Annotated in this window: 31 protein-coding genes, 1 tRNA gene and 1 riboswitch; of the genes, 20 read left to right on the top strand and 12 right to left on the bottom strand. The window is 71.2% G+C overall.

The window, feature by feature from the left end; genetic code table 11:
• Positions 1-90 precede the first annotated feature (90 nt).
• Positions 91-570, bottom strand: coding sequence for an SsgA family sporulation/cell division regulator (locus tag AB0D01_RS09530; protein WP_363054508.1), 480 nt, complete (start codon positions 568-570; stop codon positions 91-93).
• A gap of 300 nt (positions 571-870) precedes the next feature.
• Here AB0D01_RS09530 and AB0D01_RS09525 point away from each other — a divergent pair, with 300 nt between their 5' ends.
• Both AB0D01_RS09525 and AB0D01_RS09520 read left to right on the top strand, forming a co-directional pair.
• Entirely contained in the window at positions 871-2,379 is a 1,509-nt protein-coding gene (locus AB0D01_RS09525) for an RDD family protein (RefSeq protein ID WP_363054507.1), read from the top strand.
• Between the two features lie 292 nt (positions 2,380-2,671).
• Positions 2,672-3,169, top strand: a complete 498-nt coding sequence (locus AB0D01_RS09520; RefSeq protein ID WP_363054506.1) for an RDD family protein — start codon at positions 2,672-2,674, stop codon at positions 3,167-3,169.
• A gap of 103 nt (positions 3,170-3,272) precedes the next feature.
• Here AB0D01_RS09520 and AB0D01_RS09515 read toward each other — a convergent pair whose 3' ends face one another.
• The gene (locus AB0D01_RS09515; protein WP_363054505.1) at positions 3,273-3,602 is read right to left on the bottom strand and encodes a hypothetical protein; all 330 of its coding nucleotides are present in this window, start codon (positions 3,600-3,602) and stop codon (positions 3,273-3,275) included.
• A gap of 460 nt (positions 3,603-4,062) precedes the next feature.
• Here AB0D01_RS09515 and AB0D01_RS09510 point away from each other — a divergent pair, with 460 nt between their 5' ends.
• Both AB0D01_RS09510 and AB0D01_RS09505 read left to right on the top strand, forming a co-directional pair.
• A complete protein-coding gene (locus AB0D01_RS09510; RefSeq protein ID WP_363054545.1) occupies positions 4,063-6,414 on the top strand; it encodes an immune inhibitor A domain-containing protein in 2,352 nt (783 codons plus the stop codon).
• A gap of 111 nt (positions 6,415-6,525) precedes the next feature.
• Positions 6,526-6,828, top strand: coding sequence for a hypothetical protein (locus AB0D01_RS09505; protein ID WP_363054544.1), 303 nt, complete (start codon positions 6,526-6,528; stop codon positions 6,826-6,828).
• 79 nt (positions 6,829-6,907) lie between these two features.
• On the opposite strand, the gene AB0D01_RS09500 is transcribed toward AB0D01_RS09505, so the two are convergent.
• Both AB0D01_RS09500 and AB0D01_RS09495 read right to left on the bottom strand, forming a co-directional pair.
• Positions 6,908-7,501 (bottom strand): isochorismatase family protein, encoded by a 594-nt coding sequence (locus AB0D01_RS09500; protein WP_363054543.1) that lies wholly within the window; start codon positions 7,499-7,501, stop codon positions 6,908-6,910.
• Between the two features lie 380 nt (positions 7,502-7,881).
• Positions 7,882-9,210 carry a nicotinate phosphoribosyltransferase gene (locus AB0D01_RS09495; RefSeq protein ID WP_363054504.1) on the bottom strand — a complete coding sequence of 443 codons (1,329 nt, stop codon included), beginning with the start codon at positions 9,208-9,210 and terminating at the stop codon, positions 7,882-7,884.
• A gap of 81 nt (positions 9,211-9,291) precedes the next feature.
• Here AB0D01_RS09495 and clpS point away from each other — a divergent pair, with 81 nt between their 5' ends.
• The 8 genes from clpS to AB0D01_RS09455 all read left to right on the top strand — a co-directional run bounded on the left by clpS (position 9,292) and on the right by AB0D01_RS09455 (position 14,779).
• The gene (gene clpS / locus AB0D01_RS09490) at positions 9,292-9,606 is read left to right on the top strand and encodes an ATP-dependent Clp protease adapter ClpS (protein ID WP_363054503.1); all 315 of its coding nucleotides are present in this window, start codon (positions 9,292-9,294) and stop codon (positions 9,604-9,606) included.
• Positions 9,606-10,208 carry a DUF2017 domain-containing protein gene (locus AB0D01_RS09485; RefSeq protein ID WP_363054502.1) on the top strand — a complete coding sequence of 201 codons (603 nt, stop codon included), beginning with the start codon at positions 9,606-9,608 and terminating at the stop codon, positions 10,206-10,208. The genes clpS and AB0D01_RS09485 overlap by 1 nt, the downstream gene beginning before the upstream one ends.
• Positions 10,209-10,563: 355 nt before the next feature.
• A complete protein-coding gene (locus AB0D01_RS09480) occupies positions 10,564-12,084 on the top strand; it encodes an amino acid permease (RefSeq protein WP_363054501.1) in 1,521 nt (506 codons plus the stop codon).
• Between the two features lie 157 nt (positions 12,085-12,241).
• The gene (locus AB0D01_RS09475) at positions 12,242-12,664 is read left to right on the top strand and encodes a M67 family metallopeptidase (protein WP_363054500.1); all 423 of its coding nucleotides are present in this window, start codon (positions 12,242-12,244) and stop codon (positions 12,662-12,664) included.
• A gap of 77 nt (positions 12,665-12,741) precedes the next feature.
• Entirely contained in the window at positions 12,742-12,849 is a 108-nt protein-coding gene (locus AB0D01_RS09470) for a putative leader peptide (RefSeq protein WP_311736929.1), read from the top strand.
• An 80-nt stretch (positions 12,850-12,929) separates the two neighbouring features.
• Positions 12,930-13,208 (top strand): MoaD/ThiS family protein, encoded by a 279-nt coding sequence (locus tag AB0D01_RS09465; protein ID WP_363054499.1) that lies wholly within the window; start codon positions 12,930-12,932, stop codon positions 13,206-13,208.
• Positions 13,208-14,158 carry a cysteine synthase gene (locus AB0D01_RS09460; protein WP_363054498.1) on the top strand — a complete coding sequence of 317 codons (951 nt, stop codon included), beginning with the start codon at positions 13,208-13,210 and terminating at the stop codon, positions 14,156-14,158. The genes AB0D01_RS09465 and AB0D01_RS09460 overlap by 1 nt, the downstream gene beginning before the upstream one ends.
• 183 nt (positions 14,159-14,341) lie before the next feature.
• Positions 14,342-14,779, top strand: a complete 438-nt coding sequence (locus AB0D01_RS09455; protein WP_363054497.1) for a hypothetical protein — start codon at positions 14,342-14,344, stop codon at positions 14,777-14,779.
• Between the two features lie 96 nt (positions 14,780-14,875).
• On the opposite strand, the gene AB0D01_RS09450 is transcribed toward AB0D01_RS09455, so the two are convergent.
• Positions 14,876-15,238, bottom strand: coding sequence for a DUF488 family protein (locus AB0D01_RS09450; protein ID WP_363054496.1), 363 nt, complete (start codon positions 15,236-15,238; stop codon positions 14,876-14,878).
• Entirely contained in the window at positions 15,235-15,660 is a 426-nt protein-coding gene (locus tag AB0D01_RS09445) for a hypothetical protein (RefSeq protein ID WP_363054495.1), read from the bottom strand. The genes AB0D01_RS09450 and AB0D01_RS09445 overlap by 4 nt, the downstream gene beginning before the upstream one ends.
• Positions 15,661-15,855: 195 nt before the next feature.
• Here AB0D01_RS09445 and AB0D01_RS09440 point away from each other — a divergent pair, with 195 nt between their 5' ends.
• Positions 15,856-16,608, top strand: coding sequence for an MBL fold metallo-hydrolase (locus AB0D01_RS09440; protein ID WP_363054494.1), 753 nt, complete (start codon positions 15,856-15,858; stop codon positions 16,606-16,608).
• A gap of 163 nt (positions 16,609-16,771) precedes the next feature.
• Here AB0D01_RS09440 and AB0D01_RS09435 read toward each other — a convergent pair whose 3' ends face one another.
• Together AB0D01_RS09435 and AB0D01_RS09430 are read right to left on the bottom strand one after the other, a co-directional pair.
• Positions 16,772-18,040, bottom strand: coding sequence for a PTS transporter subunit EIIC (locus AB0D01_RS09435; RefSeq protein WP_363054493.1), 1,269 nt, complete (start codon positions 18,038-18,040; stop codon positions 16,772-16,774).
• Positions 18,041-18,360: 320 nt separating this feature from the next.
• On the bottom strand, positions 18,361-19,662 hold the full coding sequence (locus AB0D01_RS09430) for a PTS transporter subunit EIIC (RefSeq protein WP_363054492.1): 1,302 nt from the start codon (positions 19,660-19,662) through the stop codon (positions 18,361-18,363).
• A 122-nt stretch (positions 19,663-19,784) separates the two neighbouring features.
• Here AB0D01_RS09430 and AB0D01_RS09425 point away from each other — a divergent pair, with 122 nt between their 5' ends.
• From AB0D01_RS09425 to rdgB, 4 genes are all read left to right on the top strand, one after another.
• Positions 19,785-20,120, top strand: a complete 336-nt coding sequence (locus AB0D01_RS09425) for a PTS glucose/sucrose transporter subunit IIB (protein WP_363054491.1) — start codon at positions 19,785-19,787, stop codon at positions 20,118-20,120.
• A 119-nt stretch (positions 20,121-20,239) separates the two neighbouring features.
• Positions 20,240-20,974: a ribonuclease PH gene (gene rph, locus AB0D01_RS09420; protein WP_363054490.1), complete on the top strand. Its 735-nt coding sequence runs from the start codon at positions 20,240-20,242 to the stop codon at positions 20,972-20,974.
• 125 nt (positions 20,975-21,099) lie between these two features.
• Positions 21,100-21,543 (top strand): hypothetical protein, encoded by a 444-nt coding sequence (locus AB0D01_RS09415; protein ID WP_363054489.1) that lies wholly within the window; start codon positions 21,100-21,102, stop codon positions 21,541-21,543.
• 31 nt (positions 21,544-21,574) lie between these two features.
• The gene (gene rdgB / locus AB0D01_RS09410) at positions 21,575-22,189 is read left to right on the top strand and encodes an RdgB/HAM1 family non-canonical purine NTP pyrophosphatase (RefSeq protein ID WP_363054488.1); all 615 of its coding nucleotides are present in this window, start codon (positions 21,575-21,577) and stop codon (positions 22,187-22,189) included.
• A 52-nt stretch (positions 22,190-22,241) separates the two neighbouring features.
• Here the strand turns inward: rdgB and AB0D01_RS09405 are convergent.
• The 4 genes from AB0D01_RS09405 to bcp form a co-directional block, all read right to left on the bottom strand.
• Positions 22,242-22,316, bottom strand: a tRNA-Leu gene (locus AB0D01_RS09405).
• Between the two features lie 12 nt (positions 22,317-22,328).
• Positions 22,329-23,195 (bottom strand): HNH endonuclease, encoded by an 867-nt coding sequence (locus AB0D01_RS09400; RefSeq protein WP_363054486.1) that lies wholly within the window; start codon positions 23,193-23,195, stop codon positions 22,329-22,331.
• Positions 23,192-23,818, bottom strand: a complete 627-nt coding sequence (locus AB0D01_RS09395; protein WP_363054485.1) for an HNH endonuclease — start codon at positions 23,816-23,818, stop codon at positions 23,192-23,194. Before AB0D01_RS09395 ends, AB0D01_RS09400 begins: the two co-directional genes overlap by 4 nt.
• Before the next feature lie 137 nt (positions 23,819-23,955).
• Complete coding sequence (gene bcp, locus AB0D01_RS09390; RefSeq protein ID WP_363054484.1) at positions 23,956-24,423, bottom strand: thioredoxin-dependent thiol peroxidase; 468 nt, start codon at positions 24,421-24,423, stop codon at positions 23,956-23,958.
• A gap of 106 nt (positions 24,424-24,529) precedes the next feature.
• On the opposite strand from bcp, the gene AB0D01_RS09385 reads away from it, so the two are divergent.
• The 3 genes from AB0D01_RS09385 (at position 24,530) to AB0D01_RS09375 (ending at position 25,708) form a co-directional block, all read left to right on the top strand.
• Positions 24,530-24,847, top strand: a complete 318-nt coding sequence (locus AB0D01_RS09385; protein WP_363054483.1) for a DUF3618 domain-containing protein — start codon at positions 24,530-24,532, stop codon at positions 24,845-24,847.
• A 46-nt stretch (positions 24,848-24,893) separates the two neighbouring features.
• Entirely contained in the window at positions 24,894-25,235 is a 342-nt protein-coding gene (locus AB0D01_RS09380) for a co-chaperone GroES (protein WP_030239046.1), read from the top strand.
• 47 nt (positions 25,236-25,282) lie between these two features.
• Positions 25,283-25,356: riboswitch (guanidine-III (ykkC-III) riboswitch) on the top strand.
• Between the two features lie 31 nt (positions 25,357-25,387).
• Positions 25,388-25,708 carry a multidrug efflux SMR transporter gene (locus AB0D01_RS09375; protein ID WP_030158619.1) on the top strand — a complete coding sequence of 107 codons (321 nt, stop codon included), beginning with the start codon at positions 25,388-25,390 and terminating at the stop codon, positions 25,706-25,708.
• The last annotated feature ends 2 nt before the right edge of the window (positions 25,709-25,710 follow it).

The raw sequence follows: 25,710 nt of genomic DNA, 5'->3' as shown, positions 1-25,710 counted from the left end.
GGTCCGTCGGGCGTTCGGTGTCGGCCGGGTGCCCGGGCGCCGGGTCCACGTCCGGGCGGGGAGGCGTCGGGCTCGTCTCGGCGTCGCGCATCACAGGTCGCCGTCCGCGGACTCGTCCGAGGGCCACGGGTCGCGCAGCCACAGCTCGTCGGCCGGGGTCGGGGTGAGCAGTTCGGCCAGGGCCGCGTCCAGGCCGAGCCGCTCGGCCTCGGTCCCGGGCGGCACCACGCGCAAGGTGCGCTCCAACCAGGCCGACACCGAGCCGGCCGGGGCCTCCAGCAGCGCGTCCCCGTCCGGGGAGCTGAGCGCCATGCACAGGACCGACTGGTTGTCGATCTTCGTGGGCCAGATCCGGACGTCTCCGTGCCCGCATGGGCGGAACACCCCCTCGACGAGCAGTTCGCGGGCGAAGGTCCAGTTCACCGGGGTGCTGGAGCCGGTGTGGAAGGTGACGTGCACGGCGTACGGGTCGTCGGTGAGGTAGAGCAGTTTCGCGGGGACGGGGACGCTGCGCTCGGGGGACAGGACCAGCTTCAGTTCCAGCTCGCGCTCGATGACGGGGTGGTGCATGACGGCCTCACTTCGGTGCGTTCGGTTCCGTGCGCGGGGTCGGATCGCGCCCCGCACCCGAAGAGAGCGCCGCCCCGCCCGGATATGACGCGACTTCGGGCAACGGATCGAGGTTGGCCGAAATCTTTCGGTTGACCGAAAGCAGACCGATGGGGTGAAGGGCGACCGCAGCGGGGTGAGGTTCGCCCGAAGGCTTGGAATCTCCCGTTACCGGACCTGTCGGGAGGGGGTTCTTGGCTATGGTCCTCCCCTTGGGTCCTCCCCTGCACAAGCCTCAAGCCACGATCGGAGTTGGGGACATTGACGGCCTCCCCTGGTGACGGCGAGCACGCGGCCCGCGAGGGCTACTACCCCGATCCGTCCATCCCCGGGTACGTCCGGTACTGGAACGGCGCCGCGTGGGTTCCGGGTACGAGCCGCCCCGCCGCGCCCGCGGACGAGACGGGGCCGGTGTTCCTGGACCAGACCTCCGTGACCGAGCCGCTGCCCGACCCCGGCTCGGCGTACGGGCCGGAGCGGGTGCGCGAGAGGGCCCGCGAGCACCGGGCGGAGCCGGCGGCCGGGGCGGCGGGCTGGCAGGTCGACCCCGTCCACCAGATGGGCTTCGGCGGGCCCCGCGACGCGCGGGTGTCCTGGGGCGGTCCGGCGGAAGCCGAGGCGCGCCCCGGCGGGATCTCCCTGGCCCGCCCCGCGACGGCCGCCGCGGGCGCCCACGCCGCCCCGCCCGCCCACGCGGCCGCGCGGCGCCTCCCGGCGCAGGCCGCGCCCGCCCCCGCGTCGCCCGCCCCGGTGGCCCCGGCCGCGTCCTTCCCGCCCGCGCCCGCTCCGGTCACGCCCTTCCCGCCCGCGCCGGCTCCCGCCGCACCCGCGCCGGCCGTCGCGGCCCCCGCCGCCGTCGCCCCCACCCCCGTCACCCCGGCCCCGGTCGAGAGCATCGGCATCCTGTCCGCCCGGCCGCCCGCCTGGCCCGACGCCCCCGGGGGCGGCGGCGGCCGCACCGGCCTCACCGCCGCCTGGCCGGAGGCCACCCCCGCCGCCACGGCGACCCCCTCCCCGGCCCCGCCGGCCGCACCGGCCCCGGTCCGGACCCCCGCACCGGCCCCGGTCCGGACCCCCGCACCGGCCCCGCGCCCGGTCCCCGATCCCGCACCGGCCCCGTCACCGGTCCGCGCCCCCGAGCCCGAGCCCGCCGCCCCGGCGGCCGCGGCCGCCCCCGCCCCCGCCCGTCCCCGCCCCGCCGCCGGCGCCCCCGCTCCCGAGCCCGCCGAGGTCGCCCCCGAGCCCGCGCCCGAGCGGCGGCCCGAGGCCACCCGGGCCGTCTTCGAACGGATGGCGGAGCGGGCCGTGCGCCCCGCCGGGCTCGGCCGCCGTCTCCTGGCCCGGACGGTGGACTGCGCGGTCCTCGCCGGGGTGGCCGTCGCCACCGCGCTGCCGCTCGTACCCCGCGTGACGGAGCACGTCCGGGCCAAGGTGGAGGCCGCCCGGGGGAGCGGACGGACCACCACCGTGTGGCTGCTCGACGCCACCACCGCCGGCCACCTCGGCCTGCTGCTCGGCGTCCTGCTGCTCTTCGCGGTCTGCTACGAGGTCCTGCCCACCGCCCGCTGGGGCCGCACCCCGGGCAAGAAGCTGTTCGGGGTGCGGGTCCTGTCCGCCGCCACCCTGCGCCCGCCCGGCTTCGGCCGGTCCCTGCTGCGCTGGGCGACGTACGCCCTCCTCGGCCTGCCCGGGAGCCTCGCCTGCCTGCTGGACCGGCCGCGCCGGCGGGCCTGGCACGACCGCGCCGCCGGTACCTACGTGTCCCGCTGAACCGGCCTGACGGGCCGGTCCCCCGAACGGACCGCGTCCCGTTGCGCGGTGCGCGGGCCCGGGTTCGACTCGGGCCATGAGCACCGACCAGCCGCCGCCGGGCCGGCAGCCCGAGGACGACCCGTTCCTCAAGAAGCCCCAGGAACCGACGCCTCCGTCGGGCGGTTCGCCGTACGGTTCGCCGCCCCCGCCCCCCGGGGGCGGCGGTTACCCCCCTCCGCCGCCCCCGCCCCCCGGCGGTGGCTATCCCCCTCCGCCGCCCCCGTACGGCGGCGGAGGGGGTGGCTACGGGATGCCGGACCCGCTCGCCGGGATGCCGCCGCTGGCCGACTTCGGCCGCCGGCTGGCCGCCCGCGTCATCGACGTGCTGATCGTCGGCGTGCCCCTGTACCTGATCCAACTGCCGTTCAACAGCGGTCGATACGTGATCGACACCGACAAGGGCGAGGACGTCACCGAGGTCATCACCAAGTCGTACGGCGGTACCGGTCTGCTGTGGACGCTGATCTCGATCGTCGCGTACGTGGGCTACGACTGGTGGTTCACCAAGAAGAGCGGCCAGACCGTCGGCAAGCGGGCCATGGGGCTGCGCGTGGCGATGCTCAACGACGGCAGCGTGCCCCCCTCCAACCCGGCGCTCGGGCGGGCCGCCGTCCTGTGGGTGCCGACGCTGGTGTGCTGCTTCTGCCTGTGGCCGCTCGCGTTGATCGTGTCGATGCTCGTCGACAAGCCGTACCGGCAGGCCCTGCACGACAAGGTGGCCAAGACCGTGGTGGTCAAGGTCACCTGAGTCCCCGTACGCCGCGACGCGCGGGCGGCCGTCCCCCCGGGGGTCGGCCGCCCGCCGCGTTGTTCCGGTGGGACGCCGGCGCGGTGGGGGCGGCGCCGCGCGATCAGTGGTGGACGGGGTGTTCGGTGCCCGCCGTCCGCGGCTGCGGCACCCGGGCCGCGTCGGGGGCGCCCGTCGCGGAATCCGACGCGGTACCCGTCGCGGGGGCCGTGGTCGGGGCCCGGTCCGGGCGGGCCGCGCCGCGGGCGTGGCGGCCGCGGCGGCGCGGCAGGGGCACCGTGAGCGCCACCAGCAGGCCGAGGGCGAGCGCGGCGGCCGAGATGACCGCGACCCCGATCCCCGTGCTGGTCTGCGAGAGCAGCAGCATGGCGATGGTGGACACGATGACGGTGGCGGAGCCGTAGGCGAGCTGTGCGGCAGTCGGACGCGGCATGACGTTTTCCGTCCTCGGAGGCGGCGAGGGGGAGCCGGCTCGACGGGCGCGCGTCGAGTGACCCTCAGGGTTCGATGCCCGGCGGGGACCGGAGGTAAGCGTGACCTCACCCACGGTGCCGGTGCACGGGGGGGCGCACGGGGGTCACGCGCGCCCGCTGCCGGACGGCGGCCGTCCCGGATCGTGGACCGTTCGCCCCGGATGGGACCGTAAGACGGGGGAACGTCCGAATAGCGGAACTCCCTGACCGCATAGTGCAGTTGTAAGGAAGAAGTCAAGGTCTGTCTTTTCTTTAGACTCTCCGGTCAAATGTCGTCACTTGAGACGCGCGCCGCGCGGAACCCCCCGCTCCTATGGAGACGTTCCGACCTACGTTGCGGCCGCGGGAGGGGAACGACATCAAGTGACCAGCAACTCCGCCAGAAGGCGTGCCCTGCGCACGGCGGCCGTCGGCGTGACGATGGCCGCGACGGCTGCTTCCGGAGCCTTCATCACCACGGCCCAGGCCGACACCAGTTGGGGTGGCGCCCCGGCCGTCGACCGGCAGGACCCGACCGCTCCCTCGAAGGAGAAGGTCAAGCACGACCTCGAAGGTCCGTTCAGCAAGCAGCAGGCGCAGCAGCGCGAGGCCGCCCTCGACCAGGTGCTCTCGGGCAAGAAGAACGTCGAGCAGCGCGGGGCCTCGAAGGTCGTCAAGCTCGACGACAAGAAGTACGTCGAGCTCGGCCGCGAGAAGACCGACAAGATCTTCACGATCCTCGTCGAGTTCGGCGACCAGGTCGACAACACGACCATGTTCGACCCGGACGGCCCCGGCCCCAAGCCGGAGGTCCCGAAGTACGGGGGCACCCCCGGTCCGCTGCACAACCAGATCGCGCAGCCGGACCGCGCGCAGAACAACAGCACCGCCTGGCGCAAGGACTTCAGCCGCCAGTACTTCCAGGACCTGTACTTCGGTACCGGCAACGGCAAGGAATCGCTGAAGACCTACTACGAGAAGACCTCCTCGGGTCGCTACTCGGTCGAGGGCGAGGTCTCCGACTGGGTCAAGGTCCCGTACAACGAGGGCCGTTACGGATCCAACTACTGCGGCCAGACCAACTGCTCCAACGTGTGGGACACCGTCCGCGACGGCGTCACCGCGTGGACGGAGGCCCAGAAGAAGGCCGGCAAGACCGACGAGCAGATCAAGGCCACGCTGGCGCAGTACGACCAGTGGGACCGCAACGACTTCGACAACGACGGCAACTTCAACGAGCCCGACGGCTACATCGACCACTTCCAGATCGTCCACGCGGGCGAGGACGAGTCGGCCGGCGGCGGCGTGCAGGGCACCTCGGCCCTGTGGGCGCACCGGTGGTACGCCTACGGCACCGACGCGGGCAAGACCGGCCCGGCGAACAACAAGGCCGGCGGCACCCAGATCGGCAACACCGGCATCTGGGTCGGCGACTACACGATGCAGCCGGAGAACGGCGGCCTCGGCGTCTTCGCGCACGAGTACGGCCACGACCTCGGTCTGCCGGACCTCTACGACACCTCCGGTGGCGGCGACAACTCGGTCGGCTTCTGGTCCCTGATGTCGGCGGGCTCCTGGCTCGGCGAGGGCAAGGACTCCATAGGCGACCTCCCGGGCGACATGACCGCCTGGGACAAGCTCCAGCTGGGCTGGCTGAACTACGACAAGGCCAAGGCCGCGACGAAGTCCACCCACAAGCTGGGCGTCGCCGAGTACAACACCAAGGACAAGCAGGCGCTGGTCGTCGAGCTGCCCAAGAAGAAGGTCACCACCGACATCGTCGCCCCCGCCGAGGGTTCCTCGCAGTGGTGGAGCAACATGGGTGACGACCTCAAGAACACCCTGACCCGCACGGTCGACCTGACCGGCAAGAAGTCCGCCGCCCTGTCGCTCAAGGGCTGGTGGGACATCGAGGCCGACTACGACTACCTCTACACCGAGGTGTCCACCGACGGCGGCGCCACCTGGACCCCGCTCGCCGGCACCGCCGACGGCCAGGCCATCCCGGCCGACGCCTCCGGCAGCCCGTCGCTGACCGGCGTCTCCGGCGCCTGGAAGTCGCTGAACTTCCCGCTCGACGCCTACGCGGGCAAGAAGGTCGACCTCCGCTTCCGCTACCAGACCGACGGCGGCGCGGGCGGCAAGGGCTTCACCGGTGACGCCCTCTCCATCACCGCGGACGGTGCCACCGTCTTCACCGACGGCGCCGAGAACGGCGACAACGGCTGGACCGGCAAGGGCTTCTCCCGCATCGGCGCCGGCTTCACCAACGAGTACCCGCAGTACTACATCGCGGAGAACCGTCGCTACGTCTCCTACGACCGCACCCTCAAGGTGGGCCCGTACAACTTCGGTTGGGCCAACAGCAAGCCGGGCTGGGTCGAGCACTACCCCTACCAGGACGGTCTGCTGATCTGGCTGTGGGACCGGTCCCAGAAGGACAACAACACCAGCCAGCACCCGGGTTCGGGTCTGATCCTGCCGATCGACGCGAACGCCAAGCCGATGAAGTGGTCGGACGGCACCCTGCTGCGCAACAAGATCCAGCCGTACGACGCCACCTTCAGCGCGTACTCGACGGACGCCTTCACCCTGCACAAGAACGGTGAGTCGCTCTTCCTGAAGCCGAAGCCGGCGCAGCTGGTCTTCGACGACCACAAGGGCAAGTACTGGTACGAGGAGAACCCGACCGGCTCGGTGAAGGTCACTGACACCAACACCAAGATCAAGATCGCCAAGGAGACCTACGACGGTCTCGAAATGACGATCGAGGTCGGCCCTTCGGTCAAGTAGTACTCAAAACCGCAGGTCAAAGCGTGATCGGCCGTCGCCCTCTAGCGGGCGGCGGCCGATCGCGTTTAGATGCGGGTGCGAGTTTTCTTATTGACGGGGGAGCTGAAGATCATGCCAGGTGGCGGTTTCGTCAGATTGCCGGGCGGCAGCGTGGTGGTCGCGCTCACGCTGCCGAGGCCGTCCGGTGAGGGCGGAAACGTCCGCGTGCTCGTGCACGCCGCGAACCGGGCCCGCGCCCTGACCAGGCTGCGGAACCTCGGGATGCGGGCCGTGTACCTGCGGGGCAACGCCCAGCCGCCCACGCCGGACGAGGTGACCGCCGTCCTGCACCACCCCGACGGCCTCCTGTGGCGGACCGCCCCCGACCGCGCGAGCGAGCTCTGGCACCCCATCCGCGCCCTCCTGGGGACGTAGGGGCGCCCGGGCGGCCCCGGAGGGCGCCCGGCGGCGCGCGACGGCGCCCGGGGCGCCCGTGGCGCCGCTGTGGGCGCCGCTACGGGCGCAGGGAGCCGACCAGGGTCACGCCCGCCGCCTCCAGGTCCGCGAGGGCCTTCTCGGTGGTGTGCGGGGCCACGGCGGCCGTCAGGTCCAGCAGGACGCGGGTGGCGAAACCGGCGCGGGCGGCGTCGAGGGCCGTGGCCTTGACACAGTGGTCGGTGGCGATGCCGACCACGTCGACCTCGCTCACGTGCCGCTCGCGCAGCCACGCCGTGAGCCCCTCGCCGTTCTCGTCGGCGCCCTCGAACCCGCTGTACGCGGCCTCGTAGGCGCCCTTGTCGAAGACGGCGGCCACCGCGCCCGAGGCCACGGCGGGGGCGAAGTTCGGGTGGAAGCCCACGCCCTCGGTGCCGGCGACGCAGTGCACCGGCCAGGAGGTCTCGTAGTCCGGCTCGGCCGGCGGGCGCGCGAAGTGCGCACCGGGGTCGATGTGGTGGTCGCGGGTGGCGACGACGTGCCGGTACCCGGCGGTGGCCTGGCCGATCAGCTCGGTGATCGCGGCGGCGACGTCGGCCCCTCCGGTGACCGCGAGGCTGCCGCCCTCGCAGAAGTCGTTCTGTACGTCGACGACGATCAGTGCGCGGTGCATGTCGGGTGTCCTTGCGTTGTCGAGGGTGTCGGGGCGGTCGAGGTGGTCGCGGGCGTCGTGGGCGTCGAGGTCCACGTCCGCCACTGCGCGGGCTCTTGCCCCGCCCCGCCCCACCCCGAAACCGCCGGCCGGCCCCGGCCGCTCCGCGCCCGGCGCGGGGCGCGGCCGGACGACCGGATCGTGTCCAGGCCGTCTCTTCCGGATCTTGCCTGGCCCTCCCCCAGCCCCAGGGGGCCGGGAGGTGCCCCCTGCCGCCCGGCACCGCGCCTCGCCGCGTTGTCGAGGCACCCGAGTACGTCCAGTACTCGGGAGCCTCTCCGCCTTGCGATGCACGGCGCCGGACGACGCTGGCTTGACCGGCAAGATCCGAAAGAGACGACCTAGACGTACTCGGTCGGGATCACCGGCTCGCCGCGCGACAGCTGCGTCGCGGAGAGCGGCAGCCCGGCGCGGGCCTCGCGGTGGCGGTCACGGGCCGCCTCCAGGGGCTCGCGGGCCACCACCTCGCCCGCCTTGACCAGCTGCGTGAGCAGCTGCGCGTCCGCCAGCGCGGCCGGCACCGGGCCCGTGCCCACGACCTCCGCCTCGGCGACGCCCTCCGCGTCCGCCCGTCGCGCGGCCCACTTGCGCCCGCCGATGGACGTCTTGCCGCCCGAGGACTTCTTCGCGACGGGCACCAGCGGGGCCTTCGGATCCGCCGAGGTCGCCCGCGCGACCAGCTTGTAGACCATCGAGCACGTCGGGTGCCCGCTGCCCGTGACCAGCTGGGTGCCCACCCCGTAGGCGTCCACCGGCGCCGCCGCCAGGGAGGCGATGGCGTACTCGTCCAGGTCGGAGGTGACCACGATCCGGGTGTCCGTCGCGCCCAGCTCGTCGAGCTGCTGGCGCACCCGGTGCGCCACGAGCAGCAGGTCCCCGGAGTCGATGCGGACCGCGCCCAGCCCCGTCCCCGCGACGTCCACGGCCGTACGGACCGCCTCGGCGACGTCGTAGGTGTCCACCAGCAGCGTGGTCCCGGCGCCCAGGGAGGCGACCTGCGCCGTGAAGGCGTCCCGTTCGCTGTCGTGGACCAGGGTGAAGGCGTGCGCGCTCGTGCCGACCGTCGGGATCCCGTAGCGGAAGCCGGCCGCCAGGTCCGAGGTGGAGGTGAAGCCGCCGACGTACGCCGCCCGCGAGGCGGCCACCGCCGCCAGTTCGTGGGTGCGCCGCGCGCCCATCTCGATCAGCGGCCGGCTCCCGGCGGCCGAGGCCATCCGGGAGGCGGCGGCCGCGATCGCGCTGTCGTGGTTGAGGATCGACAGGATCACGGTCTCCAGCAGCACGCACTCCGCGAAGCTGCCCTCGACGCGCAGGATCGGGGAGCCGGGGAAGTAGACCTCGCCCTCCGGGTAGCCCCAGATGTCACCCGAGAAGCGGTACGAGGACAGCCAGTCCAGCGTCCGCATGTCGACGACGGCCCGTTCCCGCAGGAACTCCAGGACGGCGGCGTCGAAGCGGAAGTTCTCGACGGCGTCCAGCACGCGGCCGGTGCCCGCGACGACGCCGTAGCGCCGGCCCTCGGGCAGTCGCCGGGTGAAGACCTCGAAGACCGAGCGTCGGTCGGCGGTGCCGTTGGCCAGCGCGGCCTGCAACATCGTGAGCTCGTAATGGTCCGTGAAGAGCGCTGTCGACGGCACGTCCACCGGCAGGCCCAGGTCCGCAGGGTTCATGTCACGGATGCTAGCGCACATTTCGTCAAAGTGACGAGATGTAGGGGCCCGTTTGTGCGACGACCCCTCCGCAGTGGCAGCATGGGACGAGTGAGTGTTGCTCCCATTGAGATCGAACGCACCGAATCGGCCGAAGAGACCTACGCGGTCCCCGAACCCGACGTCCCCTGGGTGACCCTGGTGCACAACGACCCGGTCAACCTCATGAGCTACGTGACCTACGTGTTCCAGGCGTACTTCGGCTACCCGAAGGACAAGGCCACCCGCCTCATGCTCGACGTCCACCACAAGGGCAGGGCCGTCGTCTCCAGCGGCACCCGCGAGGAGATGGAGCGGGACGTGCAGGCGATGCACGGCTACGGCCTGTGGGCGACCCTCTCGCAGGACCGCAACTGATGGGCGGCGTGTTGTTCGAACCCCTGAAGGGTGGCGGCGCGGCCGTCGCCCTCGACGAGATCGAGATCTCCATCCTGCGCTCCCTCGCCGTCCAGCTCCTGGAGCTGATCGGCCCGGGGGAGCCCGAGCCGGCCGAGGACGCCGACCCGTTGGCGGTCCTCTTCGCCTCCGACGGCCCCACCGAGCCGCCGTCCGACCCGGCGCTGGCGCGCCTGTTCCCCGACGCCTACGGCGGCCCCGGCGCGGGACCGAAGGACGACCCCGAGGAGCTGCGGGCCCGCTCGGCGGAGTTCCGTCGCTTCACCGAGAACGACCTGCGCACCCGCAAGCGGGAGGACGCGCTGGCCGTCGTGCGCAGTCTCGACGCGCTCACCCCGGGCGGTGACGGGGCGGCGGTGCTGGAGCTGGCCGGAGAGCTGCCCCTGCGCTGGCTCGGCGCCCTCAACGACCTGCGGCTGACCATCGCGGCGCGCCTGGAGATCACCGAGGACGACGAGAGCTCGGTGCTGTTCCGGCTCCCGGACGACGATCCGCGCAAGCCGATGGTGATGGCGTACCTGTGGCTCGGCGGACTCCAGGAGACGCTCATCGAGACCCTCTAGCGGCCGGGCCGGCCCCCTCGGCGTCCCGCGCACCGGTCGAACCCCTTCTCGAACGTTCGCTCAGCGGACGCTCAAATCCGCATAACGATCAGATCACCGCCATGCGGTGATCTGATCGTTTTTCTGGCCTTATCGCCCGATTTTTTGGTGGCTTGCGCCGCATTGGCGGCCTTCGTTCACCCGTAAGCACGTGATAAATCTTCACGATCGCCGACGGGACGCCACCCCTGTCCCCCGGCCCGCTTGAACCGGCTGACCGCCGGCGTGCAACTCCATCCGTATCCGGGGGGATCGAGGACCCGATCCGCAGCCAATGTGAAGGCGCGGGTCGGCGTGGAGAAAGGCGCACCAAGACATGACCTCTGTGCAGGTCGAGCAGCACGACAGGACGCCCGGAGAGGGCGGCACGGGCGAGGGTGACGGCGAGGGGTACCACCGCGCACTGGGGGCCCGCCAGATCCAGATGATCGCGATCGGCGGAGCCATCGGCACCGGCCTCTTCCTGGGCGCCGGCAAGGCGATCTCGAAGGCCGGACCGAGCCTGATCCTGGCCTACGCCATCGCGGGCCTGGTCATCTTCTTCATCATGCGGGCCCTGGGCGAACTGCTCATGTACCGGCCCGTCTCCGGTTCCTTCTCGGACTACGCCCGCGAGTTCCTGGGCCCGTTCTGGGGTTACGCGACCGGCTGGACGTACTGGCTGTTCTGGGTGGTCACCGGCATCACCGAGGTCACCGCCGCGGCGAAGTACATGTCGTACTGGACGAACGACGGCTTCCCGCAATGGGCGTACGCGCTCATCTTCACCGTCATCCTCTACGCCGCGAACCTGATCTCCGTGAAGCTCTTCGGCGAGCTGGAGTTCTGGTTCTCCATGGTCAAGGTCACCGCCATCGTCGGCATGATCCTGATCTGCGCCGGCATCCTCACGATCGGCTTCTCCGACGCCGCCGCGACGGCCTCCGTCTCCAACCTCTGGAACGACCGGGGCTTCTTCCCCAACGGCATCGGCGAGACGCTGATGACCCTCCAGATCGTCATGTTCGCCTTCCTCGCGGTCGAGCTGGTCGGCGTCACCGCCGGCGAGTCCAAGGACCCGGCGAAGACCCTGCCCAAGGCCATCAACACCGTGCCGTGGCGCATCGCCGTCTTCTACGTCGGCGCGCTCATCATGATCATGTCGGTCATCCCGTGGTCCAACTTCAAGGCGGGCGAGAGCCCCTTCGTGCTGGCCTTCGAGAAGATGGGCCTCGGCGTCGGCGCCGCCATCGTCAACTTCGTCGTCCTGACCGCCGCGCTGTCCTCCTGCAACTCGGGCATGTACTCCACCGGCCGCATGCTGCGCGACCTCGCGCTCAACGGCCAGGGCCCGAAGTTCTTCACCCGGCTCACGAAGAACGGCACCCCGCTCGTCGGCACCACCTTCTCCGCCGCGCTGATGCTGGTGGGCGTCTGGATCAACTACGTCGCCCCGGGCAAGGCCTTCGACTACGTCGTCTCCTTCGCCACCATCTCCGGCATGTGGGCCTGGATCATGATCCTGGTCTGTCAGATCCGCTACCGCTCCAAGGCCGACCGCGGCGAGCTGCCCCAGTCGCCCTTCCGCGCCCCCGGCGCCCCCTGGACCAGCTGGTTCGCCCTGTTCTTCATCGGCATGGTCATCGTGATGATGGGCGTCGACAAGGACTCGCGCGTCTCGCTGTACTGCGCCCCGCTGTGGGGTCTGATCCTCGGCGTGTCCTACCTCGTCCTGAAGTCCCGCAACCCGTCCGGCGCCGCCTTCAACAAGGTCGTCCGGACCCCCGCGGTCGTCGGCGCCGGCGCCGACGAGGGTGACGGCGGCGACGCGACCCCGAAGGCCCCGAAGTCCTCGTAGGCACCCCCGGTCCCACGCGGGCCGGCGCCCCCGAACCGTGAGTCCCGGCCGCCTGTCACGGCCGGGAACCACGCTCTCACGGACCCCGTGTCCACCATGCGGGCCCTCTCGTACCACTCCTCGGTACGAGAGGGCCCGTCTGCTTATCCTGTCGCTCATGCTGACCCTCACCCAGGCCATCCACGACCTCATCGTCGAACACGCCCGCAAGGACCACCCCGACGAGGCGTGCGGCGTCGTGGCCGGTCCGGTGGGCACCGGCCGGCCCGAGCGGTTCATCCCGATGCTCAACGCGGCCCGCTCGCCCACGTTCTACGAGTTCGACTCGAAGGACCTCCTCAAGCTCTACCGCGAGATGGACGACCGGGACGAGGAGCCCGTGATCGTCTACCACTCGCACACCGCCACCGAGGCCTACCCCTCGCGCACGGACGTCACGTACGCGAACGAGCCCGGCGCGCACTACGTGCTCGTCTCGACGGCCGACGCGGACGGGCTCGGGGAGTTCCAGTTCCGCTCGTACCGGATCGTCGACGGCGTGATCACCGAGGAAGAAGTGCAGGTCGTCGAGTCCTACTGACCAGTATGTGAGCGGTGGGCGTCCAGGATGCGGGATCACACTCCAAACGGGGGACGGGGAATCGTTAACATGACCGCATGGTTTCCCACGACGTGAGCATCGAGACGCCCGGCAGGCTGCTGCTCGTGGCGCGGCTGCACGTCGACCTGTGCCGCCTCGCCAGCGCCATCTGTCCTGCCGCCTGAGCACCAGGCCCCTTCCGCGCGGGGCTGCACCAACGCGCGCCCGCACCCTTCCTCACCCCTTCACGACACAGGAGCCTGCCATGGCCATCGAGGTCCGCATCCCGACCATCCTCCGCACCTACACCGACGGCGAGAAGGCCGTCAACGGCGAGGGCGCGACCCTCTCCGAGCTGTTCGCGGACCTGGAGACGCGGCACAAGGGCATCGAGGAGCGCATCGTCGACGGCGGTCAGCTCCGCCGCTTCGTGAACGTCTACCTCAACGACGAGGACGTCCGCTTCCTCGACGGCATCTCCACCGCCCTCAAGGACGGCGACAACGTCACCATCCTCCCGGCCGTGGCCGGCGGCTCGAAGTAATGCGCTACGACTCCCCGCTCGCGGCGGTCGGCAACACGCCGCTCGTCCGGCTGCCCCGCCTCTCGCCCTCCGCCGACGTGCGGATCTGGGCGAAGCTGGAGGACCGCAACCCGACCGGCTCGATCAAGGACCGCCCCGCGCTCCACATGGTCGAGCAGGCCGAGAAGGACGGCCGCCTGTTCCCCGGCTGCACCATCCTGGAACCCACCTCCGGCAACACGGGCATCTCGCTCGCGATGGCCGCGAAGCTCAAGGGCTACCGGATCGTGTGCGTCATGCCGGAGAACACCTCGCAGGAGCGGCGCGACCTCCTGGCGATGTGGGGAGCCGAGATCATCTCGTCACCGGCCGCGGGCGGTTCGAACACCGCGGTCAGGGTCGCCAAGGAACTCGCGGAGCAGCACCCGGACTGGGTGATGCTCTACCAGTACGGCAACCCGGACAACGCGGGCGCCCACTACGCCACGACCGGCCCGGAGATCCTCGCCGACCTCCCGTCGATCACCCACTTCGTGGCGGGCCTGGGCACGACCGGCACCCTGATGGGCGTCGGCCGCTACCTGCGCGAACACGTCCCCGGCGTGAAGATCGTCGCCGCCGAGCCGCGCTACGACGACCTCGTCTACGGCCTGCGCAACCTCGACGAGGGCTTCGTCCCCGAGCTGTACGACGCCTCCGTGCTCACCACCCGCTACTCGGTGGGCTCGGCGGACGCGGTGACCCGCACCCGGGACCTGCTGCGCGAGGAGGGCATCTTCGCCGGGGTCTCCACCGGCGCGGCCCTGCACGCGGCGATCGGCGTCGGCCGCAAGGCCGTGGCCGCGGGGGAGAGCGCGGACATCGCCTTCGTGGTGGCCGACGGCGGCTGGAAGTACCTGTCGACCGGCGTCTACACGGCGGCCACGACCGAAGAAGCCATCGAGGTCCTCCAGGGCCAGCTCTGGGCCTGAGGCCCTGAGGCCACGGGGCCCACGGGCCCCGACACGCTCCGAGCGCGCGAACGCCGCCCGGCCCGCACCACGCGGGCCCGGCGGCGTTCGCGCGTTCACCCGTTCGGCCCCGCCGGGTCGCCCGCACGGCCGTCCGCGCGCACGCTCGGATCGACCGGTTCCCCGCAGCAGGAAGGTGGCGACATGACCACCACCCCGGGCCGTACACCCCCCGCGGCACCCGTCCAGGGGGCGGGCTCACCCAGCGCGTGGGCCACCGGCGGTGCCACGTTCGCCGGTGTCCTCATGGCCGTCAACGGCGTGTTCAGCGTCTTCGAGGGCATCGCCGCCCTGGCCAAGGACGACGTCTACGTGCCGATCGGCGACTACACCTTCAAGTTCAACCTCACCTCGTGGGGTTGGATCCACCTGATCCTCGGCGTCATCGTCTTCATCGCCGGCGTCGGCATCCTCAAGGGCGCCGAGTGGGGCCGGGTCGCCGGCATCGCCCTCGCCGCCCTCTCGGTGGTGATCCACTTCCTGTGGCTGCCCTACCAGCCGCTGTGGGCGCTCATCGCGATCGCCATCGGCGTCTTCGTCATCTGGGCCCTGTGCGTGGACAAACCGGCCCCCAGAATCTGACCCCCGCGCCCCCGCGCACCCCGGCCCCCGCCGGCCGCGCGCCATCGACCGCGCCGCGCCCGCCGCATCCCCCGCGGCGGGCGCGGCGCGGTCGTCTCAGGCCGGCCCCGCCAGCAGCTCGGCCAGGACCGACGCGTGACTGCGCCCCGGATCCGCGACCGCCGTCAGCAGGGTCACCGGCCCCTCCGCCGCCAGCGCCCGCAGCCGCGCCAGCTCCGCCCCGACCTCCTCCCCGCCGCCCGTCAGCTCCGCCTCGTACCGGGCCCGGAACTCCTCCCACGACCCGGCCCCCGAGTGGTACCAGGTGCGCAGTTCCCGCGACGGGGTCACCGCCTTCGGCCACACGTCGACGCCCGCCGCCTCCTTCGACAGCCCGCGCGGCCACAGCCGGTCCACGAGCACCCGGACGCCGTCGGCCCCCGGCTCGCGGGGATCGTAGACGCGCCTCGTACGGATCATCGGCCCGCGCCTCCCAGTCCCTTGACCTCGTCCCACACCGTCGGGTCCAGCGTGCCCACCCGGGTGCCGAACTCCCACAACGACACCTCCCGCGGCCGGTCCGCCTCCAGGAAGCCCCCGCGCCCGTGGGCCCCGCGGGTCACCGTGCCCGGGGGCAGCGGGATCACCCCGGGCCGCCGGTCGTCGTACTTCCCGGTGATCGGGGCGATCCGCGCCCGCCCGGGACGGGTGCGCACCGCCAGCACCAGGCAGGGCCGCCCGTCCGCCAGGCACCACAGCTCACCGGCCCGTACGCGCGGCGGCGGCCCCGGTCCGTGGGGCCGCGCGAGCGCCGGGGGGACGCGGTCCGCCCGGCGGGGGAGCAGCACCACCACGGCCACGGCGACCGCCGCCAGCACGGCGGGCCACCAGGACGTGTCCATGTACCGACCGTAGTCGCGCCGGCCGCCGCCGGCACGGCAACGCCCGGGCGAGACGTCGCTCCCCCGGGTGACAGCACAGGTGATTCCCCCCACAACGGCCCGCCGCGGAGGAGCGACCGGAGGTTTCGCGCCTTACGCTCGACCCACGCACGGCCCGCATTCCGTCCACGGACCGTCCACGGAGGTTCACGCTCCATGAAGCTCACCGTCGTCGGCTGTTCGGGGTCGTTCCCGTCCGCGGATTCGGCATGTTCGAGCTATCTCGTCGAGGCCGACGGCTTCCGGCTGCTCCTCGACATGGGCAACGGCTCCCTCGGCGCCCTCCAGCGCCACTGCGGTCTCTACGACCTCGACGCGATCTTCCTGAGCCATCTGCACGCCGACCACTGCATCGACATGTGCGCCTACTTCGTCGCCCGCTACTACCGGCACGAGGGCGGTCGCTGCCCCACCATCCCCGTCTACGGGCCCGAGGGCACCGAGCAGCGGCTGACCACGGCGTACGAGGACGTTCCCGACGAGCGCTCGATGAGCGAGGTCTTCGACTTCCGCACGCTGAAGCCCGGCAGCTTCGAGATCGGCCCGTTCACGGTCCGCACGGAGCGGGTCAGCCACCCCGTGGAGTCGTACGGCATCCGCGTCGAGCACGGCGGTCGCTCGCTGGCGTACTCCGGTGACACCGGTGTCTGCGCGGAGCTGGGGGCGCTGGCCGAGGGGGTGGACCTCTTCCTGTGCGAGGCGTCCTTCATCCACGGCAAGGAGGACATCCCGGGCCTGCACCTCAACGGTCGCGAGGCCGGGGAGTACGCGCGCGGCGGCGGCGTCGGGCGGCTGGTGCTGACGCACATCCCGCCGTGGACGGACGCCGAGCGGAACCTGGCCGACGCCCGCGCGGTCTACGACGGCCCGGTCGACCTGGCGTACGCGGGCGCGGTCTACGAGGTCTGAGCCCGAGCCCGTCACCTTCCGCCCGGCATCTTCCGCCCGGCACGTTCAGACCGGCCCCGATCCGCCGCGCCCCGTCGTACGGCGCGCACCCGCGGCACACGCCGAAGCCCCCGCCCTCCCTTCCGGGAGAGCGGGGGCTTCGGCGTGCGGGAGCGGGGCCGGACTACTTGGCCTCGGCCTTCTGCAGCTCGGCCAGTTCCTCGTCGGACTCGCGGCCGGGGGTGGGGAGGTTGAACTTCGTGATCGCGAAGCGGAAGACGAAGTAGTAGACGACGGCGAAGCACAGACCCACGGCGGCCAGGCCCCACGGGTTGTTGGCGATGCCGAGGTTGAGCAGGAAGTCGACCGCGCCGGCGGAGAAGCCGAAGCCGTCGCGCATGCCCAGGGCCCAGGTCAGGGCCAGGGACACGCCGGTGAGCACCGCGTGGATCGCGTACAGCACCGGGGCGATGAACATGAAGGTGAACTCGATCGGCTCGGTCACACCGGTGACGAAGGCGGTGAGCGCGAGGGAGAACATCATGCCGCCGACGACCTTGCGGCGCTCGGGGCGGGCGCAGTGGACGATCGCGAGGCAGGCGGCCGGGAGGGCGAACATCATGATCGGGAAGAAGCCGGTCATGAACTGTCCGGCGGTGGGGTCACCGGCGAGGAAGCGGGCGATGTCACCGTGGACGGCGCCGTTGGCGGTGTCGAAGGAGCCGGCCTGGAACCACGGGAAGGAGTTCAGCAGGTGGTGCATGCCGATCGGGATCAGCGCGCGGTTGGCGACACCGAAGATGCCCGCGCCGACGGCGCCCGAGCCGGTCAGCCACTCACCGAAGTTGTGCAGACCCGTGCCGAGGACCGGCCAGATGAGGCCGAAGACGATGCCGGCGAGCAGACCCGCGAAGGCGGAGAGGATCGGGACGAGGCGGCGACCGCCGAAGAAGCCCGCCCAGTCCGGCAGCTTGGTCCGGTAGAACTTCTGGTAGAGGAGCGCGGTGATGATGCCCATCACGACGCCGCCGAGGACACCGGCGTTGACCGGGGCGTCCACGTTCACGATCTTGCCGCCGACGACCTTGGCGACCTTCGGCAGGTTCGAGTCGGTGAAGGTGGCGAGCACCTTCTGGAAGACCAGGTAACCGGTGACGGCGGCCAGGGCCGTCGAACCGTCCGACTTCTTGGCGAAGCCGATGGCGATGCCGACGGCGAAGAGGAGCGCCATGTTGTCGAGGATCGCGCCACCGCCGGCGGCCATGTAGCCGGCGATCTTGTTGACGAAGGTCGGGAAGGTGTCCTTCCCGAGCATGTCGTCGGCGCCCAGGCGGAGCAGCAGAGCGCCGGCCGGCAGCACGGCAACGGGGAGCATGAGGCTCCGGCCGATGCGCTGCATGACGGCCATCACGCCAGCGCCCTTCTTCGTTTCCGCAGCGGTGGCTGTGGACATCTGGTTCCTCCATGGGGCAAGGCGCCGCCCAGAGACACAAGGAAGGGGGAGGCGACGTCTTCGAAAGGGGGTACGCCGGCTCGAACAGGCCTGCGTGGTCTACACCAATGGGTGGTGTAGACCAGTTGTAGCACGGTCGGGGTTAGATAAGGAACCTTCAATTTCTGGCATTCGGCGACGCGGGCGCGCGCCCCGCCCGCCCGTGCCCGCCGGCGGACTTCCGGACATGCCGCAGGCCCCCGAATCCTGGGATCCGAGGGCCTGGAGGACGGGTCGAAGGACCCGAAAGCGGACGCCCGCGCGCCCGTATAACGGCTTGGCTACGCCTTCGTGTTCTCGGCCTGCATCGCGGCGATCTCCTCGTCCGACTCCCGACCCGGGGTCGGGATGTCGAACCTGGTGATCGCGAAGCGGAAGACGACGTAGTAGACGATCGCGAACGCCAGACCGATCGGGATGATCATCCACGGCTTCGTCGCCAACCCCCAGTTGATGACGTAGTCGATCAGCCCCGCGGAGAAGCTGAAGCCGTCGTGCACCCCCAGCGCCCACGTCACCGCCATCGACACGCCCGTCAGCAGCGCGTGGATCGCGTACAGCGCCGGCGCCACGAAGAGGAAGGAGTACTCCAGCGGCTCCGTGATGCCCGTGACGAAGGACGTCAGACCCACCGACAGCATCAGACCCCCCACCTCCTTGCGCCGCAGCGGCTTCGCGCAGTGGGTGATCGCCAGCGCCGCCGCCGGCAGCGCGAACATCATGATGGGGAAGAAGCCGGAGAGGAACATGCCCGCGTCCGGGTCGCCCGCCAGGAACATGTTGATGTCACCGTGCACCGTCTGACCGTCCGGCTTCGTGTAGCTGCCGAACTGGAACCACACCGGCACGTTCAGGAACTGGTGCAGGCCGATCACCAGCAGCGCCCGGTTCGCCACGCCGAAGATGCCCGCACCCCACGAACCCAGCCCCACCAACCAGTCGGAGAAGCTCTCCAGTGCCCCGCCCACCGGCGGCCAGATCCACAGGCACAGCGCGGCGAACGCGATCGCGACGAACGACATGATGATCGGGACGAGCCGCCGCCCGTTGAAGAACCCGAGCCAGTCCACCAGCTTCACCCGGTGGTAGCGCTGCCAGAACCAGGCGGCGAGCAAGCCCATCACGATGCCGCCGAAGACCCCCGGGTTCTGGTACGTGTACCCGGCGAAGGTGTCCGTCGGCGTCAGACAACCCCCGCCGATGTCCTTCGTCCCCGACGGGCAGTCCTTGGGGAAGGCGTGCAGCACCCCCCGGTAGACGAGGAAGCCGGCGACGGCCGCCAGCGCCGTCGAACCGTCCGCCTTCTTGGCCATGCCGATCGCGACGCCGATGCAGAACAGGAGGGGCAACCCCAGGTCCGCGTCGAGCAGGGCCCCGCCCGCACCCGCCATCACCTTGGCCACGGCCGTCCAGTTCAGGCCGTCCTTCCCGAACACGTCGGGCTGGCCGAGACGGTTGAGGATGCCCGCGGCGGGCAGCACGGCGATCGGGAGCTGGAGGCTGCGCCCCATCTTCTGGAGCCCCTGGAACAGGCCGTTCCACCACTGGGGTTGTGGCGTCGCCGCCGCGCTGCTCGCGCTCATCGCGTCCTCCCTGACCCGTCCCGTTTTGGCCGTGGCAACACTTGCGGCACACTGGTGTAGACCAGTTGTGGGCAGGTTGCTGCTGATCGTCATCATTCGGCAGATGACGGGCCTGCGCTCGCGTGGATAGGCCAACCGTGAGCTACCGTGACAAAGCGGACGCGACGGGCTACGGCCGCCGAGACTCGTTCTTCGAATCACTCAGATCACTCAGGGAGAAACACATGGCCACCAAGGCTGAGAAGATCGTCGCCGGGCTCGGCGGTATCGAGAACATCGAAGAGGTCGAAGGCTGCATCACCCGCCTGCGCACCGAGGTCATCGACCCCAGCAAGGTCGACGAGGCCGCCCTCAAGGCCGCCGGCGCCCACGGCGTCGTCAAGATGGGCACCGCGATCCAGGTCGTCATCGGCACCGACGCCGACCCCATCGCCGCCGACATCGAAGACATGATGTGAGCTGAGCCCACCGGCTCCGCACCACACCACCCAGACCCCGTACCGGCCCACCGGACGGGGTCTGCGCGCGTCCCGCCGCCTTCGCGCACCCCAACCCCGCACCCACTAGGCTCACGACCATGTCTCGCATCGACGGCCGCACGCCCGAACAGCTCCGCCCGGTCACCATCGAACGCGGATGGAGCAAGCACGCCGAGGGCTCCGTCCTCATCTCCTTCGGAGACACCAAGGTCTTCTGCACCGCCTCCTTCACCGAAGGCGTCCCCCGCTGGCGCAAGGGCAGCGGCGAAGGCTGGGTCACCTCCGAATACTCGATGCTGCCCCGCTCCACCAACACCCGCGGCGACCGCGAATCCGTCCGCGGCAAGATCGGCGGCCGCACCCACGAGATCTCCCGCCTCATCGGCCGCTCCCTGCGCGCCGTCATCGACTACAAGGCCCTCGGCGAGAACACCATCGTCCTGGACTGCGACGTCCTCCAGGCCGACGGCGGCACCCGCACCGCCGCCATCACCGGCGCCTACGTCGCCCTCGCCGACGCCATCGCCTGGGGCCAGAAGAAGAAGCTCGTCAAGGCCGGCCGCAAGCCCCTCACCGGCACCGTCGCCGCCGTCAGCGTCGGCATCGTCGACGGCGTCCCCCTCCTCGACCTCTGCTACGAGGAAGACGTCCGCGCCGAAACCGACATGAACGTCGTCTGCACCGGCGACGGCCGCTTCGTCGAGGTCCAGGGCACCGCCGAGGGCGAGCCCTTCGACCGCAAGGAACTCAACGCCCTCCTCGACCTCGCCGCCGGCGGCTGCGCCGACCTCGAAGCCCTCCAGCTCGGCGCCCTGGAACTCCAGACCCCGTAACACCCCCGCCGCCGACGCGCCCCGGACCCGGCAACCGCCGGAGCCGCCCACGCGTCTACGCCGGTACGGGCGCACGGTGTCGAAGCCGTGCGCCCCGTCCAGGCATCCGAAACCCGGGGGACCCCATGAAGCCGACGCACCCGACGCAGCCCACGCAGCCCACGCGCGCGACCGACCCCGGCCGCCGCCGCGGGCCGCGCCTCGCCGCCGTCGCGGTCGCCGCCGTGCTCGCCGTCCCGGCCCTCACCTCATGCGACGCGATATCCACCGCCATGGACTGCGCCAACACCGCCGTCGCCATCGCCGACAGCGCCAACCAGCTCCAGCAGTCCGTCTCCCAGGCCGGCAACAGCGTCCAGGACACCCAGAACGCGCTCGACCAGATCGACGCCAACCTCAAGAAGATCAAGGACCAGACGGGCAACGCCGACCTCGGCAAGGCCGTCGACTCCATGGCCACCGCCGTCAAGAACGTCCGCACCTCCGTCGAGGGCGGCAACGTCAACCCCGACATCCAGCCCGTCGCGGACGCCGCCAAGGAGATCTCCAAGGTCTGCACCCCGGGCTGATCCGAGGCCGCGCGACGGAAATAATGGCGGCATGACCTCCACGCCCCGCCGCCTGATCCTCGCCACCCGCAACCCGGGCAAGATCACCGAGCTGCACGCCATCCTGTCCGACGCCGGCCTGCCCTTCGAGCTGGTCGGCGCGGACGCGTACCCCGAGATCCCGGACGTCAAGGAGACCGGCGTCACCTTCGCCGAGAACGCCCTCCTGAAGGCCCACGCCCTCGCCCGGGCCACCGGCCTGCCGGCGGTCGCCGACGACTCCGGCCTGTGCGTGGACGTCCTGGGCGGAGCCCCCGGCATCTTCTCCGCCCGCTGGGCCGGCACCCACGGCGACGACAAGGCCAACCTCGACCTGCTCCTCGCCCAGCTCGGCGACATCGCCGACGAGCACCGCGCCGCCCACTTCTTCTGCGCGGCCGCCCTGGCCCTGCCCGACGGCACCGAACGCGTCGTCGAAGGCCGCCTCCTGGGCACCCTGCGCCACACCCCCTCGGGCACCGGCGGCTTCGGCTACGACCCGATCCTCCAGCCCCTGAACGACACCCGCACCTGCGCCGAACTCGCCCCGGCCGAGAAGAACGCCATCTCCCACCGCGGCCAGGCCTTCCGCGCCCTGATCCCGGTGGTCCGCGAACTCCTGGGCTGAGGCGGGCACGACGACGGCCGGGCATCCTCGACGAGACGCCCGGCCGTTGCTGTGGGCCCGGTGGGACTCGAACCCACGACACACCGGACCTAAACCGGCGCCCTCTGGCCAGCTGGGGTACGGACCCGCAGCGACCACTTTACTGGTCGTCGCGGGTCCGCTGCGATGGGATACCGATCCCTGAGCGCCGGGCGAAGGTCGGGGTCTGACTGTGGCAGGAGGGGCACAAGTAGCGAAGGTTCTCGCGCCGGTTGTCCACTCGGTCGCCGTTCACGTGGTCGATCTCCAGGACGAGCCTCCTGCCTCGCCAGACGTCGCCGGTGCCGCACTCCGCGCACACGTGCGGCACGCCGAGATCGTCGAGGGCGCGGCGCAGCGTCGCCGTCTTCGTGCGCGCGGAGCCGACGTCGAGGCGCCTGAGCACCTCCGCCGAGGACAGCCGGGTGCGGGAGGGGCGGCCCACCGCATGCCCCTGCCCCGTGAAGTGCTCCGTCGACAGCCCGTATTCCTCGATGCTCCGCCTCGCCCTGGTGCGGGCGGCGCCGTCGGAAGGGTTGCGGCCGAGGGCGCGCAGCACCCCCGCGATGCTCTTCGAGCCGGCGACCGCGGGTGCGATCTCCTCGAGAGCGAAGAGGCGGCGCCGGGCACCGGCGCCGTCGCGGAAGTGCGAGGTGTCGATGCCGAACCGGTCGAGGAGACGGGAGATGTGGGCATGGGCGCTGTTGTACGGCTCGACTCCCATGTGGGCGAGCATTCCCGCGATGTCGTCCGCGTGGGCCGCCGCTTCCCGGAGGCGCTCCTGCGTGTAGCGCTGTCGCTCCCGGACGGGAAGCGGTTCGTCGACGAAGTGGGAGGTGTCGATGGCGTGGTGGGCCAGCCTGTCGCGCAGGTATCGACGGGGCCCCGCCAGGAGCGGGGTGCCCAGGATCCTCATGAGGTCGACCAGGCTGGTGGCCGAGGGCGCGGTGAGGGCCAGCAGGTCCCGGCTGTACCTGACCGCGCTCATGCGACCCTCTTCGCCGCACGTCCTCGGTACGTGTCCGTGGTCGCGTGGCAGTTGGGGCACAGGACGCGAAGGTTCTCCCGCCGGTTGTCCCACCAGTCGCCGTTGATGTGATCGACCTCGAGCCGGAGTGGTCTGCCGTTCCACTCCGGACCGATCCCGCACTCCGCGCATTCCTCGGCGGCACCCTCCCTCAGCAGCGCCCGCTTCAGCCGTTCACCGGGGATCCTGCCGTCCCGCGGATCCCGCAGCGAGAGCGTCGGCCCCAGGGAACCCTTCGGGCGGGCCTTCCGCGCGGTCGCGAAATGGGACGTGTCGATGCCGAGGGCCCTGATCCTCCGGGCGATGTGCGCCTGGTTGCCGCCGACGTTGCCGACGCCCAGAAGGCCGAGCACCTCCGCGAGGGACGTACTCGCGGCCACGACCTCCCTCAGCCGCTCCTCCGTGTGCCGTGCCCATCGCGTGGGGAAGTGGGAGTGGTCTATCCCCGCCTCCCTCATCCTCGACCGCAGATAGCGCCTGCTCCCGCTGCTCGGCGTGCCGCCGCACCAGCGGACGGCGTCGTCCCAGGTGCTCGTCTCGCGGGCCGCCGCTTCCAGCAGTTCGCGCGTGTACCGGACCGCCATCGATCCACCCTCCCGACCGTACGTTCAGCTCTCGTACGGAGTAACGGTTCGGGGTCGGGGTGGTCACGGGGGATTTCGTGGGATAAGCGGAACGTCCCGCACCGGTGGGGCGGGACGTTCTGAGGGGTGGGGCGGTGTCAGATGCCCAGGTCCTTGATGATCTTGGCTACGTGGCCGGTCGCCTTGACGTTGTAGAAGGCGTGCTCGACCTTGCCCTGCTCGTCGACGACGATCGTGGAGCGGATGACCCCGGTGACCGTCTTGCCGTAGAGCTTCTTCTCGCCGAAGGCGCCGTAGGCGGTCAGGGTCTCCTTGTCGGGGTCGCCGACCAGGGTGACCTTCAGGTTCTCCTTGTCGCGGAACTTCGCGAGCTTCTCCGGCTTGTCGGGCGAGACGCCGATGACGTCGTAGCCGGCCGTGGCCAGGGCGTCCAGGTTGTCGGTGAAGTCGCAGGCCTGCTTCGTGCAGCCGGGCGTCAGGGCCGCCGGGTAGAAGTAGACGATCACCTTGCGGCCCTTGTGGGCGGCCAGCGACACCTCGTTGCCGTCCGCGTCGGGCAGGGTGAAGGCGGGGGCGGTGTCGCCCGGCTGGAGTCGCTCGCTCATCGGTGGTCTCCTCGGGAGGGGAACGGTACGTCACGAGACTAAGCTGACAGACTGTTCACGGCGGTCCGCATCCGCCGAAGACGACCACGACGACGGAGGCAGCGCGGTGCCGGAAGCCAGGACCCCCGCACAGATCGAGGCGGACATCGTCCGCCGCCGCGAGCAGCTCGCCGAGACGCTCGACGAGATCGGCGTGCGCATGCACCCGAAGACGATCGTCGGGGACGTGAAGGCCAAGGCCGTCGGCGCCGTGGACCACACCGCGGGCCGGGCCATCGTGGCCGTGAACCGGCTCGTCACCGACGTCAGGGGCGGTCTGCGCCACGAGGACGGCGCACCGCGCGTGGAGCGGATCCTGCCGGTCGCGCTCGTCGCGGTCGGTGTGGTGGGCCTCCTGGTGGTCTCCGTCCGACGCAAGCGGTGAGGACCCGCCGGCGGACGGGGCGGGCGGGGGCAGGTAGGTTCGGGGCGTGAGCGAGAACACCACCCACGACAAGCTGCCCATCCGCATGCTCCACGACCGCGTGCTCGTGAAGTCCGACCTCCCCGAGGGGGAGCGGCGCTCGGGCGGCGGCATCCTGATCCCGGCGACGGCCGCGGTGGGCAAGCGGCTCGCCTGGGCCGAGGTGGTCGCGGTCGGACAGAACGTACGGAGCGTGGAGCCGGGAGACCGGGTGCTCTACGACCCCGAGGACCGGGCCGAGGTCGAGGTCCGCGGGGCGACGTACGTGCTGATGCGCGAGCGGGACCTGCACGCCGTGGCCGCGGAGCGGCTGGAGGGGTCCAAGGACTCCACCGGCCTGTACCTGTAGGGACGCGGCGGACGAAGGGCCGGTGACCGAGGTCACCGGCCCTTCGTCGTGCGCTTTGCTACGGTGGGGGAGAACCCCCGACGAGACGCGCCGTACCGGGTTGACGACAAGACGACGCACCCCGTTCCGCTCTCGTCCCGGAGGTGTCCGTCATGGCCTGGGTTCTTCTTCTCGTCGCCGGTCTGCTCGAGGTCGGCTGGTCGATCGGCATGAAGTTCACCGAGGGCTTCACGCGTCTGTGGCCGTCCGTCTTCACCGGCGCCGGCATCGTCGCCAGCATGGTGTTGCTGTCCTACGCCGCCAAGACCCTGCCGATCGGTACGGCGTACGGGGTGTGGGTGGGCATCGGCGCGGCGGGTGCGGCGGTGCTCGGCATGGCGGTGCTGGGGGAGCCCGTCACCGCCGCCCGGATCTTCTTCATCTGTCTGCTGCTGGTCGCCGTGGTCGGCCTGAAGGCCACCTCCGGCCACTGACG

Origin of the sequence: Streptomyces sp. NPDC048606, assembly GCF_040650855.1 — a bacterium.
Classification (GTDB): Bacteria; Actinomycetota; Actinomycetes; order Streptomycetales; family Streptomycetaceae; genus Streptomyces.
This window is presented reverse-complemented; position numbering and strand designations above follow the sequence as displayed.

What these genes read in the sequence shown, in the direction of transcription:
- AB0D01_RS09470 (WP_311736929.1), top strand. Translation starts at nt 12,742, where the DNA reads ATGGTTTCCCACGACGTGAGCATCGAGACGCCCGGCAGGCTGCTGCTC.
- AB0D01_RS09475 (WP_363054500.1), top strand. Translation starts at nt 12,242, where the DNA reads ATGCTGACCCTCACCCAGGCCATCCACGACCTCATCGTCGAACACGCC.
- AB0D01_RS09415 (WP_363054489.1), top strand. Translation starts at nt 21,100, where the DNA reads ATGAAGCCGACGCACCCGACGCAGCCCACGCAGCCCACGCGCGCGACC.
- AB0D01_RS09395 (WP_363054485.1), bottom strand. Translation starts at nt 23,818, where the DNA reads ATGGCGGTCCGGTACACGCGCGAACTGCTGGAAGCGGCGGCCCGCGAG.
- AB0D01_RS09445 (WP_363054495.1), bottom strand. Translation starts at nt 15,660, where the DNA reads ATGGACACGTCCTGGTGGCCCGCCGTGCTGGCGGCGGTCGCCGTGGCC.
- AB0D01_RS09480 (WP_363054501.1), top strand. Translation starts at nt 10,564, where the DNA reads ATGACCTCTGTGCAGGTCGAGCAGCACGACAGGACGCCCGGAGAGGGC.
- AB0D01_RS09455 (WP_363054497.1), top strand. Translation starts at nt 14,342, where the DNA reads ATGACCACCACCCCGGGCCGTACACCCCCCGCGGCACCCGTCCAGGGG.
- clpS (WP_363054503.1), top strand. Translation starts at nt 9,292, where the DNA reads ATGGGACGAGTGAGTGTTGCTCCCATTGAGATCGAACGCACCGAATCG.
- AB0D01_RS09495 (WP_363054504.1), bottom strand. Translation starts at nt 9,210, where the DNA reads ATGAACCCTGCGGACCTGGGCCTGCCGGTGGACGTGCCGTCGACAGCG.
- rph (WP_363054490.1), top strand. Translation starts at nt 20,240, where the DNA reads ATGTCTCGCATCGACGGCCGCACGCCCGAACAGCTCCGCCCGGTCACC.
- AB0D01_RS09515 (WP_363054505.1), bottom strand. Translation starts at nt 3,602, where the DNA reads ATGCCGCGTCCGACTGCCGCACAGCTCGCCTACGGCTCCGCCACCGTC.
- AB0D01_RS09435 (WP_363054493.1), bottom strand. Translation starts at nt 18,040, where the DNA reads ATGTCCACAGCCACCGCTGCGGAAACGAAGAAGGGCGCTGGCGTGATG.
- AB0D01_RS09530 (WP_363054508.1), bottom strand. Translation starts at nt 570, where the DNA reads ATGCACCACCCCGTCATCGAGCGCGAGCTGGAACTGAAGCTGGTCCTG.
- bcp (WP_363054484.1), bottom strand. Translation starts at nt 24,423, where the DNA reads ATGAGCGAGCGACTCCAGCCGGGCGACACCGCCCCCGCCTTCACCCTG.
- AB0D01_RS09510 (WP_363054545.1), top strand. Translation starts at nt 4,063, where the DNA reads ATGGCCGCGACGGCTGCTTCCGGAGCCTTCATCACCACGGCCCAGGCC.
- AB0D01_RS09500 (WP_363054543.1), bottom strand. Translation starts at nt 7,501, where the DNA reads ATGCACCGCGCACTGATCGTCGTCGACGTACAGAACGACTTCTGCGAG.
- AB0D01_RS09450 (WP_363054496.1), bottom strand. Translation starts at nt 15,238, where the DNA reads ATGATCCGTACGAGGCGCGTCTACGATCCCCGCGAGCCGGGGGCCGAC.
- AB0D01_RS09485 (WP_363054502.1), top strand. Translation starts at nt 9,606, where the DNA reads ATGGGCGGCGTGTTGTTCGAACCCCTGAAGGGTGGCGGCGCGGCCGTC.
- AB0D01_RS09400 (WP_363054486.1), bottom strand. Translation starts at nt 23,195, where the DNA reads ATGAGCGCGGTCAGGTACAGCCGGGACCTGCTGGCCCTCACCGCGCCC.
- AB0D01_RS09440 (WP_363054494.1), top strand. Translation starts at nt 15,856, where the DNA reads ATGAAGCTCACCGTCGTCGGCTGTTCGGGGTCGTTCCCGTCCGCGGAT.
- AB0D01_RS09375 (WP_030158619.1), top strand. Translation starts at nt 25,388, where the DNA reads ATGGCCTGGGTTCTTCTTCTCGTCGCCGGTCTGCTCGAGGTCGGCTGG.
- AB0D01_RS09430 (WP_363054492.1), bottom strand. Translation starts at nt 19,662, where the DNA reads ATGAGCGCGAGCAGCGCGGCGGCGACGCCACAACCCCAGTGGTGGAAC.
- AB0D01_RS09465 (WP_363054499.1), top strand. Translation starts at nt 12,930, where the DNA reads ATGGCCATCGAGGTCCGCATCCCGACCATCCTCCGCACCTACACCGAC.
- AB0D01_RS09505 (WP_363054544.1), top strand. Translation starts at nt 6,526, where the DNA reads ATGCCAGGTGGCGGTTTCGTCAGATTGCCGGGCGGCAGCGTGGTGGTC.
- rdgB (WP_363054488.1), top strand. Translation starts at nt 21,575, where the DNA reads ATGACCTCCACGCCCCGCCGCCTGATCCTCGCCACCCGCAACCCGGGC.
- AB0D01_RS09520 (WP_363054506.1), top strand. Translation starts at nt 2,672, where the DNA reads ATGCCGGACCCGCTCGCCGGGATGCCGCCGCTGGCCGACTTCGGCCGC.
- AB0D01_RS09460 (WP_363054498.1), top strand. Translation starts at nt 13,208, where the DNA reads ATGCGCTACGACTCCCCGCTCGCGGCGGTCGGCAACACGCCGCTCGTC.